This is a genomic window from Nocardia testacea NBRC 100365 (assembly GCF_000308775.1).
Taxonomy (GTDB): domain Bacteria; phylum Actinomycetota; class Actinomycetes; order Mycobacteriales; family Mycobacteriaceae; genus Nocardia; species Nocardia testacea.
Map to the genome: position 1 here is coordinate 29,337 of NZ_BAGJ01000059.1, position 18,689 is coordinate 48,025.

Annotated in this window: 20 protein-coding genes; 9 read left to right on the forward strand and 11 right to left on the reverse strand. The window is 70.8% G+C overall.

The features are described 5' to 3' along the window. Window positions 1–92 precede the first annotated feature (92 nt). Window positions 93–1,526 carry an acyl-CoA carboxylase subunit beta gene (locus ON38_RS07625; RefSeq protein WP_039823520.1) on the forward strand — a complete coding sequence of 478 codons (1,434 nt, stop codon included), beginning with the start codon at window positions 93–95 and terminating at the stop codon, window positions 1,524–1,526. Window positions 1,527–1,852: 326 nt separating this feature from the next. Then, window positions 1,853–3,664 (forward strand): Eco57I restriction-modification methylase domain-containing protein, encoded by a 1,812-nt coding sequence (locus ON38_RS07630; protein WP_039823521.1) that lies wholly within the window; start codon window positions 1,853–1,855, stop codon window positions 3,662–3,664. Between the two features lie 5 nt (window positions 3,665–3,669). Here the strand turns inward: ON38_RS07630 and ON38_RS07635 are convergent, their stop codons facing one another. The 4 genes from ON38_RS07635 to sigJ form a co-directional block, all read right to left on the reverse strand. After that, window positions 3,670–4,287 (reverse strand): TetR/AcrR family transcriptional regulator, encoded by a 618-nt coding sequence (locus ON38_RS07635; protein WP_039823522.1) that lies wholly within the window; start codon window positions 4,285–4,287, stop codon window positions 3,670–3,672. 65 nt (window positions 4,288–4,352) lie between these two features. Then, window positions 4,353–4,538, reverse strand: coding sequence for a hypothetical protein (locus tag ON38_RS07640; protein WP_039823523.1), 186 nt, complete (start codon window positions 4,536–4,538; stop codon window positions 4,353–4,355). 172 nt (window positions 4,539–4,710) lie between these two features. Beyond that, entirely contained in the window at window positions 4,711–5,226 is a 516-nt protein-coding gene (locus ON38_RS07645) for a gamma carbonic anhydrase family protein (RefSeq protein ID WP_039823524.1), read from the reverse strand. A gap of 97 nt (window positions 5,227–5,323) precedes the next feature. Continuing rightward, window positions 5,324–6,256 (reverse strand): RNA polymerase sigma factor SigJ, encoded by a 933-nt coding sequence (gene sigJ, locus ON38_RS07650; protein WP_039823525.1) that lies wholly within the window; start codon window positions 6,254–6,256, stop codon window positions 5,324–5,326. A 232-nt stretch (window positions 6,257–6,488) separates the two neighbouring features. Here sigJ and ON38_RS07655 point away from each other — a divergent pair, with 232 nt between their 5' ends. Further along, window positions 6,489–7,454: a cobalamin biosynthesis protein gene (locus ON38_RS07655; RefSeq protein ID WP_039823526.1), complete on the forward strand. Its 966-nt coding sequence runs from the start codon at window positions 6,489–6,491 to the stop codon at window positions 7,452–7,454. Between the two features lie 303 nt (window positions 7,455–7,757). On the opposite strand, the gene ON38_RS07660 is transcribed toward ON38_RS07655, so the two are convergent. Both ON38_RS07660 and ON38_RS07665 read right to left on the reverse strand, forming a co-directional pair. After that, a complete protein-coding gene (locus tag ON38_RS07660) occupies window positions 7,758–8,621 on the reverse strand; it encodes an SURF1 family cytochrome oxidase biogenesis protein (RefSeq protein ID WP_039823527.1) in 864 nt (287 codons plus the stop codon). Further along, window positions 8,621–9,127, reverse strand: a complete 507-nt coding sequence (locus ON38_RS07665) for a low molecular weight protein-tyrosine-phosphatase (protein WP_039823528.1) — start codon at window positions 9,125–9,127, stop codon at window positions 8,621–8,623. Before ON38_RS07665 ends, ON38_RS07660 begins: the two co-directional genes overlap by 1 nt. A gap of 43 nt (window positions 9,128–9,170) precedes the next feature. On the opposite strand from ON38_RS07665, the gene cobC reads away from it, so the two are divergent. Continuing rightward, the gene (gene cobC, locus ON38_RS07670) at window positions 9,171–10,214 is read left to right on the forward strand and encodes an Rv2231c family histidinol phosphate aminotransferase CobC (protein ID WP_039823530.1); all 1,044 of its coding nucleotides are present in this window, start codon (window positions 9,171–9,173) and stop codon (window positions 10,212–10,214) included. Between the two features lie 131 nt (window positions 10,215–10,345). Further along, a complete protein-coding gene (locus ON38_RS07675; RefSeq protein ID WP_051164477.1) occupies window positions 10,346–11,515 on the forward strand; it encodes a Nif3-like dinuclear metal center hexameric protein in 1,170 nt (389 codons plus the stop codon). A gap of 219 nt (window positions 11,516–11,734) precedes the next feature. Here the strand turns inward: ON38_RS07675 and ON38_RS07680 are convergent, their stop codons facing one another. Both ON38_RS07680 and ON38_RS07685 read right to left on the reverse strand, forming a co-directional pair. Then, a complete protein-coding gene (locus ON38_RS07680) occupies window positions 11,735–12,208 on the reverse strand; it encodes a MerR family transcriptional regulator (RefSeq protein WP_039823534.1) in 474 nt (157 codons plus the stop codon). Between the two features lie 19 nt (window positions 12,209–12,227). Then, window positions 12,228–13,274, reverse strand: coding sequence for an SDR family NAD(P)-dependent oxidoreductase (locus ON38_RS07685; RefSeq protein ID WP_306306659.1), 1,047 nt, complete (start codon window positions 13,272–13,274; stop codon window positions 12,228–12,230). 212 nt (window positions 13,275–13,486) lie between these two features. On the opposite strand from ON38_RS07685, the gene ON38_RS07690 reads away from it, so the two are divergent. The 3 genes from ON38_RS07690 to ON38_RS07700 all read left to right on the forward strand — a co-directional run bounded on the left by ON38_RS07690 (window position 13,487) and on the right by ON38_RS07700 (window position 16,069). Beyond that, window positions 13,487–13,918, forward strand: a complete 432-nt coding sequence (locus ON38_RS07690; RefSeq protein ID WP_039823535.1) for a protein-tyrosine phosphatase family protein — start codon at window positions 13,487–13,489, stop codon at window positions 13,916–13,918. 214 nt (window positions 13,919–14,132) lie between these two features. Then, window positions 14,133–14,870, forward strand: coding sequence for a zinc ribbon domain-containing protein (locus ON38_RS07695; RefSeq protein WP_039823536.1), 738 nt, complete (start codon window positions 14,133–14,135; stop codon window positions 14,868–14,870). Window positions 14,871–14,917: 47 nt separating this feature from the next. Further along, window positions 14,918–16,069: a bifunctional RNase H/acid phosphatase gene (locus tag ON38_RS07700; RefSeq protein ID WP_039823537.1), complete on the forward strand. Its 1,152-nt coding sequence runs from the start codon at window positions 14,918–14,920 to the stop codon at window positions 16,067–16,069. Window positions 16,070–16,196: 127 nt separating this feature from the next. On the opposite strand, the gene ON38_RS34730 is transcribed toward ON38_RS07700, so the two are convergent. After that, complete coding sequence (locus ON38_RS34730; RefSeq protein ID WP_039823539.1) at window positions 16,197–16,379, reverse strand: Txe/YoeB family addiction module toxin; 183 nt, start codon at window positions 16,377–16,379, stop codon at window positions 16,197–16,199. A gap of 161 nt (window positions 16,380–16,540) precedes the next feature. Then, on the reverse strand, window positions 16,541–17,371 hold the full coding sequence (locus ON38_RS07710) for a helix-turn-helix domain-containing protein (protein WP_039823540.1): 831 nt from the start codon (window positions 17,369–17,371) through the stop codon (window positions 16,541–16,543). 122 nt (window positions 17,372–17,493) lie between these two features. Between ON38_RS07710 and ON38_RS07715 the strand changes: the two genes are divergently transcribed. Next, window positions 17,494–17,904 carry a hypothetical protein gene (locus ON38_RS07715; protein ID WP_039823556.1) on the forward strand — a complete coding sequence of 137 codons (411 nt, stop codon included), beginning with the start codon at window positions 17,494–17,496 and terminating at the stop codon, window positions 17,902–17,904. Window positions 17,905–17,936: 32 nt separating this feature from the next. On the opposite strand, the gene ON38_RS07720 is transcribed toward ON38_RS07715, so the two are convergent. Further along, a partial coding sequence (locus tag ON38_RS07720) for an ATP-binding cassette domain-containing protein (protein ID WP_039823557.1) occupies window positions 17,937–18,689 on the reverse strand: 753 nt, incomplete at its 5' end.

Here is an 18,689-nt window from a genome sequence, read left to right on the forward strand (position 1 = left end):
CGGGGCCGCCGGGTTTCTTCCGGGCGGCCCCGTCCGGGCTTCGACACCCAGTGGCCCGCGTTTCGGGCGCACATTCTCGAGGAGACAACGCGATGACGACTATCGCTCCGGCCCGCCATCAGGAAACTGCGACCGATCCGCGTGATCCCCTCGGGCGGCTCCAACGCTTCTTCGACCCCGGCACGGTCCTGCCGCTGCATGCGCGCGACAAGTCGGGTGTGCTGGCGGCCGTCGGTGAGGTCGACGGCGTCCGCACCGTCGCCTACTGCTCCGATGCCACCGTCATGGGCGGTGCCATGGGTGTGGAGGGCTGCCGCCATATCGTCGACGCCATCGACACCGCGATCGATTCCGGCGCGCCGGTGGTCGGTCTGTGGCATTCCGGTGGCGCCCGGCTCGCCGAAGGTGTGGAAGCCCTGCACGCGGTCGGCCTGGTCTTCGAGGCCATGGTCCGCGCCTCCGGCCGGGTTCCCCAGATCTCGGTGGTCCTCGGCTTCGCGGCCGGCGGCGCCGCCTACGGCCCCGCGCTCACCGATATCGTGATCATGGCCCCCGAAGGTCGCGTCTTCGTCACCGGCCCCGATGTGGTGCGCAGCGTCACCGGCGAACAGGTCGATATGGCCACCCTCGGCGGCCCGGAAACCCACGGTAAAAAGTCCGGCGTCACCCATATCGTCGCCGACGACGAAGCCGACGCCGTGCACCGTGCCCGCCGCCTGGTCTCGATGTTCGCCGAACAGGGCGAATTCGACCTCGTCGCCGCCGAGCACGGCAATGTCGACCTGCAGGCCATGCTGCCGGACTCGGCCAAACGCGCCTACGATGTCAAACCGCTGGTCCACGAACTGCTCGACAATGTCGACGGCGAATCCAGCTTCGAAGAACTGCAGGGCGGCTACGCCCGCTCCATGGTGACCGGCCTCGGCCGTCTGGCCGGCCGCACCGTCGGCGTCCTGGCCAACAACCCGCTGCGCCTGGGCGGCTGCCTGGACTCCAAGAGTGCCGAGAAGGCCGCCCGCTTCGTCCGCCTCTGTGACGCCTTCGGTATCCCCCTCGTCGTCATCACCGACGTCCCCGGCTATCTGCCCGGCGTCGGTCAGGAATGGGACGGCGTGGTGCGTCGCGGAGCCAAACTGCTGCACGCCTTCGCCGAAGCCCGCGTCCCGCGGGTCACGCTGGTCACCCGCAAGATCTACGGCGGCGCATACATCGCCATGAACGCCCGCTCCCTGGGCGCCACCGCGGTCTACGCCTGGCCGGGGTCGGAGGTCGCGGTCATGGGCGCCAAGGCCGCGGTCGGCATCCTGCACAAGAAAGCCCTGGCCGCCGCACCGGAGGCAGAGCGCGAAGCGCTGCACGAACGGCTCACCGCCGAACACGAAGCCATCGCCGGCGGGGTGGAGCGGGCGGTGTCGATCGGGGTGGTCGACGAGGTCATCGACCCGGCGCACACGCGTAGCAAGATCGCCGCGGCGCTGGCGGCAGCGCCGTGCCGGGCCAGCCACCACAAGAACATCCCGCTGTGATTTTGGCGGCGCCTGCGGCGCCGCGGGGTTGAGGCCGTGTTTTTGGCGCGCTGGCGCGCGCGGGGTTGAGGCCCCCTTGTGTCTCGCCGTTTCGGCCTCGAGACTTGCGCCTTCGGCGCGGGCGCTTTCGAGGCCGAAACGGCGAGACGGGCCTCAACCCTTTGAGGTGTCTCGCAGAACTCGACGCATGCTGGTTACGTCGGCGTTCGACGTCTAGTGGGAACCCTTTCGGGGCGGGCCGGGACTCTGCAAGTTACCCTCCGCCCACAGGGCACACTTCCTCCGAAAGTGTCTGGTCGGGGGGCTCGGTCGACGACAATGCGCAGATGGGACGCGATGGAGCGGGGGCTCGCGAGCGCAAACGTCATGGTCGGCACTACACGCCCGCGGCGCTTGCGGGGTTCCTGGCGGGGCGGGTGGCCGCGCGGATCGACTCGACCGGGCCGGTGCGGGTGCTGGATCCGGCCTGTGGGTCCGGGGAGCTGTTGTTCGCGATCAGGGACGCGCTGGCCGGGCGGCTGCCCGGGGCGCCGGTCGAGCTGGTGGGGTACGACCTGGATCCGGCGGGGTTGGCGTTGGCGCGGCGACGGGCGGTGGGGGTTGGGGTGGATGTGGAATGGCGGCAAACCGATTTCCTGGCCGACTGTGCGGGGTTGCCGGCCGAATCGTTCGACGCGGTGATCGCCAATCCGCCGTACGTCCGGACCCAGCAGCTGGGTGGGGCGGCGGCGCGGGCGCTGCGGGGGCAGTTCGGGTTGCGGGGGCGGATCGATCTGACACATCCCTTCGTCGCCGCGCTGCCGCGGTTGATGGTTCCGGGTGGGGTCCTGGGCCTGCTGTGCGCGAATCGGTTCCTGACCACTAAGGCGGGGGCGAATCTGCGGGCGTTGCTGCTGGCGGATCTGACGCCGGTGGAGTTGTACGACCTGGGCGATACCAAGCTGTTCGAGGCAGCGGTCCTGCCGGCGGTGACGATCGCCGTGCGCGGCGCGGCGCGCGGGGAGTGCCGGTACGTCTCGGTGTACGAGGAGGAGGCCGGGGCGGCGCCGATTCCGGTATCCGGGGGCGAGGCAATGGCGGACCCAAGCGGTCCCGCCCGTCCGGATGCGCAGCAACGGGGAGCGGGAGAGAGCCCGGCCGGCAGCGGGGAAGCTGTGGGGGAGGGCATGCGTGCCCGTGGCCCGGACTTCTGCGCGGGGACCGTGAACGAGGAGCGGGAACTGTTCGCGGCCCTGGGCGGAACCGGTGATGCGACGGTGTGGCGGCAGGGGCGCCGGTTCGCGGTGACGGTGGGGGAGCTGGCCACCGAGTCCGGTGCGGCGGCGGCATCGGTGGGGTGGCGGATGTCCCGAGTGGAGCACGACGACTGGTTGCGAGGGGTCGCCGCGCGGATGTGGCGCACGTTCGGGGACCTGGGGCGGATCAGGGTGGGGATCAAGACCAATGCGGACAAGGTCTTCATCGCGGCGCACTGGGGCGATCCGGCGGCCGAACCGGAGCTGTTGCGCGATCTCATCACCCATCACGATCTGCGGCCGTGGCGGATCGATCGGTCCCGCCGGACCCGGGTGCTGTATCCGTACGACCTCACTCGTACGCACCGGGTTCCGGTGGATCTGGCGCGGTATCCGCGGACCGCGGCCTACCTGGAGCAGCACCGGGAGGTGCTGACGGCGCGGAGCTATCTCACCGGGGCGGGCCGGGAATGGTTCGAGCACTGGGTGCCGCAGCGGCCGCATCTGTGGCAGACCCCCAAGGTGGTGTTCCCGGATATCAGCGACCGGCCGCGCTTCGCGCTGGACCGGTCCGGTGCGGTGGTCAACGGTGACTGTTACTGGATTTCGCTGGCGGATCTGGGCGGAGACGCCGGGGCCGAGGATATGGCCTGTCTGATGATGGGTGTCGCGAACTCGGCGCTGGGATTGCGCTACTACGACGCGGTCTGCGGTAACCGGCTCTATTCGGGCCGGCGGCGCTGGATCACCCAGTACGTCTCCCGATTGCCGTTACCCGATCCGGGGACTCCGGCCGCGGGCGCGATCGTGCGCCGGGTGCGGGAGCTGGCCGCGCAACCGGAGGCCGGGCCGGTGGAACAGGCGGAACTGGACGAGATGGTGGACCGGGCGTTCGCGTGGTGACCCGGTCAGCCCGGGCTGTGCCAGGCGACCATGGGCAGCAGCGTGCGGCGGGCGAATTCGCGGCCGGCGGCTTCGTCCTGGATGGGGATCAGACCGTCGGGGGTGAGTGCCAGCGACAGCGCCAGGCGGGCCATGATCTCGGCGACCAGGTCCGGATCGAAATCGTTGCCGCTGTCGTGCAGTTCCCGTAGTTTCGCGGCCAGGTAGGTGCGGCCGACGGCCAGGATCGGGCCCGCTTCGGTGGTGAGCCGGGGCAGCACGAGATCGGGTTCGGTGCGCAACAGCCGGATCAGCAGCGGGTTGCCGGCAATGGCGGAGATGAAAGCGACGAAAATCTCCACCAGCTGGTCTTCGGAGCCGGCCACCGTGCGCACCCGGTTGTCGATCTTGGTGACGAAACGCTGCGCCTCCCGGATGGTGACCGCTTCGACCAGGTCGTTCTTGGATTCGAAGCGGCGGTAGAGGGTCGCGGGACTGATACCGGCGCGGCGAGCGATCTCGCCCATGCTGGTGCGTTTGATCCCGAAGTCCAGGAAGGCCGATAGCGCGCTGTCGAGTATTTTCCCGCTGTCGGCGGGTGGCTCGGCCAGGATGCGTTGCAGGATCGGCGGTACGGGCGACATGGTCCTCACACCTTATCCGACACCGGATGCCCCGGGTGACCTGCGGGTTGGTTTCGTGCCGGGTATCACTCGCGCGGCAGATCCAGCTCCGCCATCTCGTGTTCGATCGCGTTGGCCGCGAAATCGACTCCTCTGGAACGTAATTCGTGGACTCTTCGCCGCAGGGCCTCGATACCTCCTGGTTGCGCGGCGATATCGGCCACGCTCACCCGCCCGGTCGACCGGCGCGTTTCGGACTGCTCACACGCCACCCGTCATACCTCCTGCCGGGCACGTCGCCGTGCCCACCTGTACGGGTCGCCCGAAACGCCGAGGCCATGCAGGACAGCGGGTTTCGGGTCGACCCGTCTCCCCGGATACGTTTTTCCATGGTATCAGCCACCTACTGGACGCTTGTCCAATTACGTGTCCGGGTGGGTGTGCTCAGAGCTCCTTCGCCGACCGGTGCTCGGACATATGGTGCAGATAGACCATGGCATTGAGCTCGACTCCGCGCTGCTGCTCCGCGGTGAGCTCGCGACGGACCTTGCCCGGCACCCCGGCCACCAGCGAACCCGGCGGAATCCGGGCGCCCTCGGGAATCAGCGCATTGGCCGCGATGAGGCTGCCCCGGCCGATCACGGCACCGTTCAGCACGGTCGCGCCCATTCCGATCAGGCAGTCGTCCTCGACCGTGCATCCGTGCAGGATCGCATTGTGCCCGACCGACACCCCGGCGCCCACGGTGGCCGGGAAACCCGGGTCGGCGTGCAGTACGCAGCCGTCCTGGATATTGCTGCGCTCGCCGACGGTGATCAGTTCGGTGTCACCACGCAGGACGGCGTTGTACCAGATGCTGACCTGGGCCCCGAGCTTCACCCGGCCGATCACGTTCGCAGTGGGGGCGATCCACGCGGTCTCGTCTATCTCGGGCCGGTGGCCACTGACTTCGATCCTCATATACGCAACCTAACCCGCCCGTTATATACGCAACCTAACCCGCCCGTTCCGGCGACCGGCGAGGCGGTGGAGACCGTGGGGTGCCGGCAGGGCGGACTCAGCTCTCGCCGGAGTCACGCAGGAGCCATTCGGGTCCGGCGTCGGCGGGCAGGTCACGCAATTTGTCCGGATTGCGGACGACGTGGATCGCGGTGATCCGGCCGTCGTCGACGGTGAAGGAGAACACCCCGTGGTGGTGACCGTCGAACACCAGCAGCCCGGGCAGGCCGTTGACCTCGATGGTGCGGCCCCAGCCGCCCGAGGCGGCGGGGACGTTGTACCAGCCGAGCAGCATCTTGGCGATGATCTCGGCGCCCGTGACCGGCTTGCGGATGGCGGGCACCTTGCCGCCGCCGTCGGCGGTGAGGGTCACCCGGTCGTCGAGTACGCCGAGCAGCGCGCTCATATCGCCGGACCGCCAGGCCACCGCGAATGCCGAGACGACCTTCTCCTGTTCGTCCGGGGACGCCGGAAACCGCGGGGTCCCGTCCTCGACCCGTTTGCGGGCGCGCGAAGCGAGCTGCCGGACCGCGGCGGGAGTGCGGCCCACCACCTCGGCGACCTCCGGGCCCGACATCCCGAACACGTCCTGCAGGACAAACGCGGTGCGTTCGGCCGGTGACAGCGATTCCAGGACCACCAGCAGCGCCATGGTGACCCGTTCGTCCTGGGAGATCCGGTCCGCCGGATCCTCCCAGTCGGTCACGGTGGGTTCGGGTAGCCATTCGCCCACGTACTGTTCGCGCCGCATCCGCGCCGAACCGAGCTGATCGAGGGCCAGGCGCCCGGTGACCGTGGTCAGCCACGCCTGCAGATTCTCGATGGGCGCTCCGCCCGCCTCCTGCTGCCGCTGCAGCCGCAGCCACGCCTCCTGCACCACATCGTCGGCGTCGCTGAGACTGCCGAGAGTGCTGTAGGCGAGGCGGCGCAGATACGGGCGCAGCTCCTCGAATCGGCGGGCCAGCTCGGCGGAATCTGCTCGGTCGGTCACTGCGGTTCCCCGTTCGGTCGATGCCCGGCGGGCGGGCAATGGTCTCGCCGAGTCGACGACGGGCGCGCCCGATATGTGACATCGGGGCGGCGGCCCGTCGCGACGACGATGTGGTGACGACGGTATCCGGCCCGGCCGGCGCCGTCGGGCCGGTGCGGACACCGGTCGTGGGAAACGCGGCCCCGGTCGTCCCCGGCACAGCCGGCCGGGCGCTGCTGGATACGCTCACCCGGTGCGCACAGGAGTTTCGACCGCGGCGGGCCTGCTGATCGGGTTCGCCATCGATCGGGCGGCGGGGGACCCCCGGCGCGGGCATCCGGTGGCGGGGTTCGGCATGGTGGCCGCGTCGCTGGAGACGGTGACCTACGCCGACCGTCGCCGGGCGGGGGTGGTGCACGAACTGCTGCTGGTGGGGTCAGTGGTCGGTCTGGGTGCGGCGCTGCCCCGGGGCGGGGTGATACCGGTGGCGGCAGCGACCTGGACGGTGCTCGGGGGTCGTAGTCTGGCGCGGACCGGACAGCTGATGGCCGACCGGCTCGAAACCGGGGACCTCGCCGCCGCCCGTGAACTGCTGCCCGCCCTGTGCGGGCGCGATCCGGCGGCCCTGGACGCGGACGGCCTGGCGCGGGCGGCCCTGGAATCGATCGCCGAGAACACCTCCGACGCCGCCGTCGCGCCCCTGCTGTGGGGCGCGGTGGCCGGTGTGCCCGGACTACTCGGCTATCGGGCGGTGAACACCCTCGACGCCATGATCGGCTACCGCAACCAGCGCTACCGGCGGTTCGGGTGGGCGGCCGCCCGCGTCGACGATCTGGCCAATCTGCTTCCCGCCCGGGCGACCGGGCTGCTCACCGCGCTGGTGGCGCCGCTGGTCGGCGGCCGGCCCGGCACGGTACTGCGGACCTGGCGCCGAGATGCCGGGCAGCATCCCAGTCCGAATGCCGGGGTGGTGGAAGCGGCGGCGGCCGGGGCGCTCGGGGTGCGCCTCGGTGGGCGCACCGAATACCGGCACGGGGTCGAGCAGCGGCCGGAACTGGGTGCGGGGCCGGCGCCCACGGTCGGTGACCTACGGCGTGCGGTGCGGTTGTCCGAACTGGTGCAGTACGCGGCGATGGTCTCGGCGGCGGCGGTCGCGGTGGCGAGCGCGGGGCGGCGGGAGCGGATGCGCGCTCGTCGCACCCGAGCTCGGATCGGGTAGCCCGCGAGTTCGAACAGCGAGGGAACTGCCGCGAGCGGGACGAGGCGCGGGGGCCCGACCGCGGCTGCCGAGGCCGCCACGGCCGGACAGCAGCGCGCGACCGGTGGAGTCGGATCGGTGTGGCGGTGCGGTTCTGATCGCGCAGTGGTGCAGTCGGCCGGGGCCCCGGACACCCTCGATACACGCCGCTCGAGACATTCGGCCCCGGCGGGTTGCTCAGAACGCATCGCGGCGCGGACCCGGCGAGTAGTCGTACGTCCGCCTGCGACCGGCGCGTGCAGGGGGCCGCCCGCGCCGTGCGAGTCAGGGGCGGGTGCGGCCGTAACGGTCGGCCAGGCGGGCCTCGGTGGTGACCGGTTCGGGTTCGTCGCTCCGCGACTCGTCGGGCTCGGGCGCGGTCTTCGCCGGGCGCTGTTTACGGCGTTCGCGGATCTCGGCCCAGGCGAAATACCCCAGACCCAGCGGTGCCATGATGCCGAATGCCAGCCACTGCAGTCCATAGGAGAGGTAGGGCCCGGCATCGAGCTGGGGCAGCGGTACCGGGGTGAACGCGCCCGGCTGGTCCTGCGACAGCTGGAGGTAGGAGCCGCGCTCACCGACCGGGAGCGGGGTGAGCGGTAGTCCCAGGACCGTGGTTTCCTGCGGAACGTCGATCGAATAGACGTGCGGGACGCCGTCCTGGACGGTGGGGGCGCGCTGCGGGTCGACGTTCTCCGAGACCCGGATCCGGCCCTCTACACGCTGTAGGCCGGACGGCGGTGGGTCGATCGGCTTTGGCTGCGAGCCGTCGACCGCCGCCACCAGGCCCCGGTCCACGAGCAGGGTGCGGCCGTCGGTGAGGGTGAACGCGGACAGCACCCCGAAACCGGGCGCGCCGTCGAGATGCCGCAGCCGGACCAGCACGGTCGAATCGGGCACGTAGGTGCCCTCGGCGAAAACCTTCCGCCATTCCGTGGCCGCGCCCGCCGCCCCGCCGTCGAGAACTTCGGTGACGGCCACCGGATCGGCGTGCACCGAATCGGCGATCAGCTGATTGCGTTCGGAGGTGGACTCGTTCTTGCCGAGCTGCCAGGGGGCCAGCACGGTGAAACACAGGTACGCGAACGCGACCACCACCGCGGCCAGGATCAGCCAGCCGGGGCGCAGCAGGAAGGTGAGGCGGCGCATCAGGCCGCACCGCCGGTGACGGGCGCTCTGGCGGCGAGTGCGGCGTGGACCCAGGCGAGCAGGCCCGGGATCGCGGCCTCGATCTGCTCGCGGACGAGTTCGAATCCGGCGGTGTCGCCGTAATACGGATCGGGTACATCGGTGCCGTCGGCGTGCGGGTCGAAACTGCGCAGCAGGCGGCGGCGTTCGAGTGGGATACCGCGAACGGCCAGGGCGCGGTCGTGCTCGGTGGTCATCGTGACGACGAGGTCGGCGTCGGCGTGCTCGGCGCCGAAACCGGCGGCCCGGTGCCCGGTGGGGTAGCCGTGGCGGCGCAGGGTCTCGGTGGTGCGCGGGTCGGCGTCGGACCCGGTGTGCCAGTCGTGGGTGCCCGCACTGCTGACCCGTACCCGGTCGTCGAGCCCGGCCCGGGACAGATGCGCCAGCGCGATCTTCTCCGCCATCGGCGATCGGCAGATGTTGCCGGTACAGACGAACGATATGTGCAGCTCACCCACGACAGCCATTCTGGCGGGTCGATCCACCCGCGCGCCACGTAGGGTGCGTCTCATGCTCACCGAACATGTCGATTTCGCCGGGCTGCGTCATCACGGTGACGTGGAAGCCCAGCCGGGTCTGCTCGATTTCGCGGTGAACGTCCAGGGCACCGCGCCCCCACGCTGGCTACGCGACCGGCTGGTCGCCGCCCTGGACTCGCTGGGCCGGTACCCGGCCGCCGCCGACGAGCGGCACGCCCGGGAAGCCGTGGCGGCCCGGCACGGGCTCACGGCCGATCAGGTGTTGCCCCTGGCCGGCGGAGCCGAGGGGTTCGCGCTGCTGCCGCGCCTGTCGCCGCGGCTGGCGGCGGTGGTGCATCCGTCGTTCACCGAGCCGGAGCTGGCGCTGCGTGAGGCCGGGGTCCCGGTGCACCGGGTGCTGCTGGAACCGCCCTACGCCCTGGACCCCGGCCTGATCCCGGAAGAGGCGGACCTGGTGGTGCTCGGCAACCCCACCAACCCGACCTCCGTCCTGCACCCCGCCGAGGTCGTGCGCGCGTTGCTGCGGCCCGGGCGGGTCGTGGTGGTGGACGAGGCCTTCATGGACGCGGTGCCCGGAGAGATGGAGTCGGTGGCCGGGGAGGCGGGGGAGGGGCTGCTGGTCCTGCGCAGCCTCACCAAGACCTGGGCGCTGGCCGGGTTGCGGTGCGGCTACCTGCTCGGGGGGTCCGAGGTGCTGCGGCAGCTGGTCCGGGGCCGGGCGCACTGGCCGGTGGGCACCCTGCAGCTCGCCGCGATCGCCGCCACCGCGTCGCCGCGTGCCCTCGCGGAGAGCGCGGCGCGGGCGCTGGAAATCGGCGGTGACCGCGCGGCGATGATCGAGCGCCTGCTGGGCGCCGGGGTCGCGGTGCAGACACCGGCGGACGCGCCGTTCCTGCTGCTCGAGGTGGAACACGGGGAGATCCTGCGCGAATACCTGCGCCGGCACGGGATCGCGGTACGGCGCGGCGATACCTTCCCGGGGCTGGGTCCGCAGCATGTGCGGGTGGCCGTGCGGCCGCCGGCCGATGTCGATCGGCTGGTGGCGGCGCTGGGCAACGCGGGCCGGCTGGTCTAGCTTCCCGCGACGGGCGGCTGGTCTGGCGTCCGGCGACGGGCGGCTGGTCTGGCGTCCGGCGACGGGCAGTTGGGGTCTGGCGTCCGGCGACGGACGGCGGGCCCACCGCGCCGAATCCCGCTGTCCGCGACATGATTGTCGCCGACTCGTCCGAGAGAGACCCGAGAGAAAGGTGTGCCGTGGCCACCCTTGCCCAACTCGTCACGACGCTGGAGACGGCCTATCCGCCGCAGCTGGCCGAACCGTGGGATTCGGTGGGTCTGGTCTGCGGCGATCCCGCGGAGGTGGTGGAGCGGGTGCTGTTCGCCGTCGACGTCACTACCGAGGTGGTGGACGAGGCGGTGCGGTGGGGCGCCCAGGCCGTGGTGGCCCACCATCCGCTGCTGCTGCGCGGGGTGGACAGCGTCTCGGCCGACCGGCCCAAGGGCGCGCTGGTGCATCGGCTGATCCGCTCGGGCTGTGCGCTGTTCACCGCGCATACCAACGCCGATTCCGCCGACCCCGGCGTCTCCGACGCGCTCGCCGCGGTCCTCGGCCTGACGGTGACGGGTCCGCTGGACCCCAAACCGGTCGCGGCGGTGGACAAATGGAGCGTCCAGGTACCGCCGGAGCATGCCGACGCGGTGCTGGCGGCATTGTTCGCGGCGGGCGCGGGCACCTCCGGTGACTATCGCGAGGCGGCCTGGCGGGTCACCGGGACCGGTCAGTTCCGGCCGCTGGACGGCGCGAACCCGGCGGTCGGCGCGGTCGGCGAACTGGCCCGGGTGGCCGAGGACCGGCTCGAGGTGGTCGCCCCCGCCGGAACCCGGGCCGCCGTGCTGGCGGCACTGCGGGCGGCGCATCCCTACGAGGAGCCCGCCTACCACGTGACCGAACGGGCCGTGCTCACCGGACACCAGGGCCTGGGCCGGATCGGCACGCTCGCCGAACCGCTGACCCTGCGCGAATTCGCCGCCCGCGCCGCCGCTGCTCTCCCGGCGACGGCCTGGGGTGTCCGGGCCGCCGGCGACCCGGACCGGGTGCTGCGCACAGTGGCCGTCTGCGGTGGCGCGGGTGACTCACTGCTCGACACCGCCGCCCGTCGCGGCGTCGACGCCTACCTCACCGCCGACCTGCGCCACCACCCCGCCGACGAGCATCTACGCCGGTCCGGCCCCGCGTTGATCGACGCGGCCCACTGGGCGACCGAGTTCCCCTGGTGCGCACAGGCCGAATCGGTGGTCCGGGACGGTCTGCCGGACCTGGAGACCCGTGTTTCCACCGTGCGCACCGATCCTTGGACGGTCGGTTGCGGCGGCTGACCGCGCATTTCGAGGCCGCGTTCGACGAGGCTACGAGAAACGTTCGACGAGGCCACGAGAAATCAGAACGCGTGACAGTCACGGCTCGACCGAGCAGGGCAGGGACCATATCCACACCGTGATGCCGGTCCGATCCCGAACTCACCGAAGGAGTCGTGACCGCCGCGCTCGCTCGGCGTCCCGGCGACCACGCTCAGCCCCTTGGGCGGTGGGGGGAGGTCAGCCTTCCGGGTGTCCGTCGTAGACGTGGATTTTGTATTCGGTGGTCTCCAGCGCCAAGCCGAGCTCTCGGATCTTCCGTGCGATTCGGTCTCGCTGGGCGAGCATGATGCGGCGGCGTTCCGGGATCGTGCTCGGGCCCTGCTCGACGAGCAGGATGTAGCGCTTGAGGTCGGTCATGGTCATGCCGGACAGGCGCATCCGGGTGAGGAAGACGAGGCGGCGAAGGTCGAACGCGGAGTACTCGCGGTACCCGGAGGCGTTGCGGGTGGGCCGCACGAGTCCCTCCTGCTCGTAGTACCGGAGGGTGTGTGTCGACAGCCCGACGAGCCGGGCGGCCTCGGCGACACTCTTGGGCATCGCCGAGTCCTCGATCGTGGCCTCGTCGAGCAGCTCGTGCAGCGCATCGATCCCCGACGTGGACGGCCCGTCGCTGGCAGCGAGGATACGTTCGATCAGCGCTTCGGTGGCCATGGCCCACAGCGTACGGCGATCAGAACGCGCGTACCGCGGGCGGCATGCCCGGGAAGTCTGCCGACTCGCTCACAGACGCCCACTTCTCGACGTCGTCGAGCGCATCCCGGTAGACGCGGGTGAGATTGCGAACCGCCTCGGCGCCGAGCGGGAGCCGGAGCGGTGCATCGGGGTTGTCGAGCATGTCGCGGATCACCCGGGCGGCGCGTGCGGGGTCGCCCTCCTGGATGCCGTCGGCCTCGGCCATGTTCGCGCGCACGGCACCGATGGCCTTGTCGTAGATCGCGCTCTGCTGCGCTGTGTTGAGCACGTCGGCGGCGTTGAACGCGGTGCGGAAGCGACTGGGCTCGACGATGAGGACGCGGATGCCGAACGGTGAGACTTCGCCCGCGAGCGCTTCCGACCAGCCCTCGAGCGCGAACTTGCCTGCGGAGTAGCTGCCGACGGCGGGAAACGACATCCGCCCGCCCTGGCTGCTCATCTGCACGATCGCACCCGAGTGACGCTTTCGCAGGTGGGGCAGCACCGCACGGACATAGGCGGCCGGGCCGAACAGGTGCTGCTCGAGCATGGCCCGCAGCGCGACATCCGTGATCTCCTCGGCGGCACCGACCTGTCCGGCACCGGCATTGTTCACGAGCACGTCGACGTGTCCGAACACCTCCAGCGCCCGCTGCACGACCGCGGCCGCTCCCACCGTATCGCGCACATCGTGCTCGATGGCGAGGAGCCGATCCCCGTACCGCGCCGCGAGGCCGTCGAACCGGTCGGCCCGTCGCGCGGTCCCGATCACCTGCTCGCCGGCCTCGAGTGCCGCCTCGGCGAGCGCCAGGCCGAGGCCCGAACTCGCGCCCGTGATGATCCATGTCTTTGTTTCGTTCGTCGTGGTCATGGTCCCGACGCTAAAGCTTCGAGCGTGCTCGAAGGCAAGCCGCGCTCGGGCCGGGGAGGCGACGAGCGGTCCGGTCCGCTCGGTCCACTGCGCGACGATCGCGGTCTCGGTGCGCTTCGCGTGAGGTCGGATTTCGTCGGTGGCGGCGCAGTCACGCACAATGGTGCCGACCATCCGCTTCGGCAAGCCCGGCTGCAGTGTCGTGATCCTGGAGCACCTCCGCGCACAGTCCGGCAGCTGAGCGGTGTCGTCGGGACTGCCGACTTGGGTCGAGCAGACCCGGACGGGCCGGCGAGCGGCCGACACTCGGCCGACACGCGAGCAACGCCGAACATCCGCGCTACGCGCCAACGAACGAGAACATTCCCTTCACGAAAGGGGCATCGATGTCGAATCGGTCCTGGGACCCGGCCGCTCCGGGAGTACTGCGCCTGCCATCCGGGCGGCTGGTGCGCGGCAGAGGGCTCCGTAACCCTCTTCCACCAGGGGACTTACCTCAATTCGGGGTGTACCTGCAATCCAGCGAACCCGCGCCGGTCGAGTGGGAGAGCCGATGGATACGATGGCCGGACTTCTGGCTGCCGTCCGATCGCAGAGCGCTCCCCCCGATACTGCGTGAGCTGCTCGAGCGCTCCGAGAACGAGCGCGTCGAAATCGCCTGCGGTGGCGGCTTCGGGCGTACGGGCACCGCCATGTCCTGTCTCGCGGTGCTCGACGGGATACCGGCCACCGAAGCCGTCGACTACATCCGCGAGAACTACTCGCGGAGAGCCGTCGAGACTCCGTGGCAGAAGCGATTCGTCACCCGCTTCGAATGATGTCGGCCCCCCTCCGGCCAGGGCGCCCATGACCCGCTCCGAGCGCTGGTATAGAGCAGGTTCATTACCGGCGACGACCCTCACTGTGGCCGCACCCTCCAGCGGCGCGCGCGGGCGCGACAGCGGCTCGGGGCCGGTCGGCGACATCGCGGCCGCCGCGCGGAGTACGGTGGACCTTCTTATCCGTCCACAGCGTGCAGGGAGTTCGTTCGCGTTGAATGTCGAACCATCGATTCAGGCCCAACTGCTGCGTCTCGCCGAGGTCGACACCGAACTGACCCGGATCGGGCACCGGCGCCGCGTCCTCCCCGAACAGCAGGAAGTCGACCGGTTCGAGGCCGAGCGCAACGAGCACAAGGACGCGGCCGTGGCCGTGGAGATCGTGCTGGACGATCTCGACCGCGATATCCGCAAGCTCGAGGGTGAGATCGAGGCGGTCCGCAAGCGCGAGGACCGCGACCGCGGCGTCCTGGAGGCGGGGTCGGTCGGGGCGAAACAGCTGTCCGAACTGCAGCACGAGCTGACCAGCCTGGAACGGCGCCGATCGGTGCTCGAGGACGATCTGCTCGAGGTGATGGAACGCCGCGAGGCCTCCGCCGCCGATCATGAACACGCCGGTGCCCGGCTGGACCGCACCGAGGCCGAACTCGCGGCCGCGCGCGGCCGCCGCGACGAGGCACTCGCCGATCTCGACGTCGCCCAGCAGCGCTGCGAAACCGATCGCGCGAATCTGGTCGGCGCGTTCCCGGATGAGTTGCTGGCGATCTACGACCGGCAGCGCGCCGCGCACGGTATCGGCGCGGCGCTGCTGCAGGCCCGGCGCTGCGGAGCCTGCCGGATCGAACTGGACCGCGGCGAGATCGCCCGGATCGCGAAGACCGCGCCCGAGCAGGTTGTGCGCTGTCCGGAATGCGGTGCGGTGCTGGTGCGGACCAAAGAATCCGGATTGTGAGACCGCGTCGGACAGTGGGGTCCGAGTAGCGGGAGCGGGAGGCCGAAATGAGCGTGCGTGAGGTCATCGTCGAGGCCGACGGGGGTTCCCGGGGTAACCCGGGTCCGGCCGGTTACGGTGCGGTGGTGTTCGACGCGGACCGGGTGGGCGTGCTCGCCGAGCGCCGGGGAGCCCTCGGTGTCACGACCAACAATGTCGCGGAGTACCGCGGGCTCATCGCCGGACTGGAAGCGGCCGCCGAACTCGGTGCCCGGGTGGTCGCGGTGCGGATGGACTCCAAACTCGTGGTCGAACAGATGTCGGGTCGCTGGAAGGTCAAGCACGCGGCGCTGATTCCGCTCGCCGATCGCGCGCGCCGGCTGGCGGCGGACTTCGATCAGGTGAGCTACCGCTGGATCCCGCGCGCGGAGAACTCCCATGCCGACCGGCTGGCCAACGAGGCCATGGACGACGGCAAGCTGGTCGAGCAGGTGCACGCGGCCGACCCGGCTACCGCGCCGCCCGCCGAGGTCGCCGATCCGGCCGCGGATTCACAGAGTGCGTCGGCGCGCCTGTCCGGACCCGGCCCCGGCTGGACCGGTGCGGCCGGTCGCCCGGCCAGGCTGCTGCTCCTGCGCCACGGTCAGACCGAGTTGTCGGTGCAGCGGCGTTATTCCGGGCGCGGCAATCCGCCGCTGACCGCCGTGGGCCGGGAGCAGGCCGCCCGGGCGGCGAAAATGCTGGCCGCCAAGGGCGATATCGCCGCGATCGTGACCTCCCCGCTGGGGCGGGCCCGGGAAACCGCCGAGGCGGCCGGCGCGGCGCTCGGTATCGAGGTGCGCGTCGTCGACGGACTCACCGAAACCGACTTCGGCGAATGGGAAGGGCTGACCTTCCGGGAAGCCGCCGAACGCGATCCGGAGTTGCATGCCCGCTGGCTGGGCGACCCCTCGCTACCGGCCCCCGGCGGCGAAAGTTTCGACGCGGTCCGGGAACGGGTGGAAGCGGTGCGCCGCGACCTCGTCGCGCGGTATCCCGGCGCGAATGTCGTGGTGGTCAGCCATGTGACGCCGATCAAGACGCTGCTGCAGCTGGCGCTGGGCGTCGGCCCGTCACTGCTCTACCGGCTGCACCTGGACCTGGCTTCGCTCTCGCTCGCGGAGTTCTATCCGGACGGCGGTTCGTCGGTGCGGCTGGTCAACGATACGAGCTATCTCTGATCGCGGCCGGCGGAGTGGCTCGCGTAGGCCGAAAGCGCAACCCTCGTGCGCGCATTCGGCGCCTGGACGTCCGAAGTAACACGACCCGGATCGGCCTGCGAGGTCGGCGGGCCGGTCTCCTCGCCTCCTATTTGTTGCCGTAGTGGTAGCGCGCCTGCATCACGACCATCGTGGTCTCGTCTTCGTCGGTGACGATTGCGTAGACGAGCCGATGTTCCGCGTCGATACGGCGGGACCAGACATTGGCGGCGAAGTACTTCAACCGCTCGGGTTTGCCGATTCCCCCATGTGGTACCGAATGCTGTACCACTTATGTACTGATTCTGGGGCCATGATCGTGGAACTGCGAGTATGGCGAGTCCGGCGGTCTTGGCGTTGGGGCGGTACCGGGTGCGACATACTTTTGGCGGCGAGCGATTACGACAGGCCTGGGAGTGGCAGGGTGCTACGGACTCTGCTCGGGGCGCGCTTTCAGTCGTGGGTGTCGGCCGTGAGCGCTCCGGCCCGGTCCCGGAGGAACCGGGCGGTGAACTCGTCGAGCGGGTAGAAGAATTCGATCGCCAGCTCCGACAGCGTCACATCCGCGGGAGCGCCGAAGGTGGCCATGGTGCCGAACAGGGAGAGCTCACCGTGCGGGGTGCGCACCCGGAGCGGGACCTGGAACGGTCCGGAATCGGTACCGCCGGTCTCCTCGAGGTCGGAGTAGACCGGCGGATAGCCGCTGACCTCGTCGTAGAGATCGCGCAACCGGGGGTCGCCGGTGGTACCGGCCTGCCGGGCCAGCCTTTCCAGCAACTGTTCACGCACCTGGCGCGGATTGGCGAGCCGGGCGGCGAGGCCTTCGGGATGCAGGACCAGCCGGTAGACATTCGGCCGGTCGGCCGGCGGGAGCAGGGGTACGCCGTCGGTGAGTACCGTCAGGGCCGAATTGGCGGCGACCACATCCCACCAGCGGTCCACCGCCACCGCCGGAAAGGGCTCGTGGGCGGCGAGCATATGCTCCAGGGCCGCCCGCGCCGAGGCGAGGTGGGCGTCGTCGAGGCTGCTCACCTGGTAGGCGGGTGCGTATCCGGCGGCGACCAGCAGCGTATTGCGTTCCCGTAACGGGACTTCCAGCGTCTGCGACAGGCGCAGCACCATCTCCCGGCTGGGCGCCGAGCGCCCGGTCTCCACACACGACAGATGCCGGGCCGAGGTACCCGCCGCCAGGGCCAGGTCCAACTGGCTCAGCCGCCGCCGTTGCCGCCATTCCCGTACCAGGGCACCGACTCGCGACGGGTTCCCGTCCGCACGCACCTCCATATCGTGAGCGTATCGGGGGCAGGTGCGCGGTGACCATGACCTCGGAGGTCATTGAACCGCTGACCGCGCGGCGGCACAGTCGGGACCGGAACCAGCCGTGCCGATCCGAGAGGCAGCCGATCATGACCACCGCGACCCTGTCCGCACCCACGACATCCGACGACCTGATGCGCCGGACCCTGCGCCTGGACGGCTGGGGCACCGGCGTCTTCGGTGTCCTCATGCTCGCCGGCGCCGTACCGCTGCAGGACCCGCTGGGTTTGCCGACCTCGTGGTCGATCCCCTTCGGCGTCGCCATGCTCGGTGGCGCGACGGCGCTGCTGCTCATCGCCGGCTACCCGGTCATCTCGCCGCGACATGGGACAGGGGTGGTCGTGTTCAACTCGGTCTGCGTGCTGGGGTTGCTCGCCCTGCCGTTCTCCGGGCTACTCGAGCTCACCGGTGCCGGGGTGGCCTTCGTCTCGAGCGGCGCGCTCGTCGTCGCGGTGTTCGCGGCGCTGGAGTACACCGGTCTGCGGCGGATCACCGGGTGACCGCGCGGGCGGGTGTTCTTCGTCCCGGCCGGTCAGGCAGGGTAGCAGTGGATCTCGGTCGCTTTCAGCGCCGCCCACAACTCCGATCCCGGCCGGATGCGCAGGTCCGCCACGGTGGCGGGGGTGATATCGGCCAGCGCCGGAATCACCCCGTCGAGCCGGACCCGCACCGTATGGGCGTGCTGTTCCAGACCGGTCACCGTCACCGGCCAGGTGTTACGCGGGCTGCCCTCGGGTCGCCGCGGGTGCAGGCCGACCGCGGACGGCGCGAAGGTCAGATGTACCGGGCCGGTGGCCGGTTCGGCGACGGTGAGCTCACCGCCACCGTCGAGCCGGACCCGGGTGCCGGCCCCGGTCCCCCGGAACATGTTGAGCCCCACCAGTTCCGCGACATAGTCGGAGCGCGGCCGCCGGGCCACCTCGCCGGGTGGACCTTGCTGGACCACCACCCCGCCCTCCACGATGACGAGCCGATCGGCGAGCACCATGGCATCGAGCGGGTCGTGGGTGACCAGCAGGGTATGGCCGGGGTAGTCGCCGAGATGGTGGGCGAGTTCGGAGCGGACCCGCACCCGGGTCGCCGCGTCCAGTGCCGCCAGCGGTTCGTCCAGCAGCAGCAGTTCCGGCTCGACCGCCAGCGCCCGGGCCAGGGCGACCCGCTGGGCCTGGCCACCGGACAGGGCCCGCGGCCGGGCGCGCCGGTGCTCGCCCAGCCCGATCCGGTCCAGCCACTGCGCGGCCCGTTCGCGGGCTTCGGCACGCCGCACGCCGCGCGCCCGCAGGCC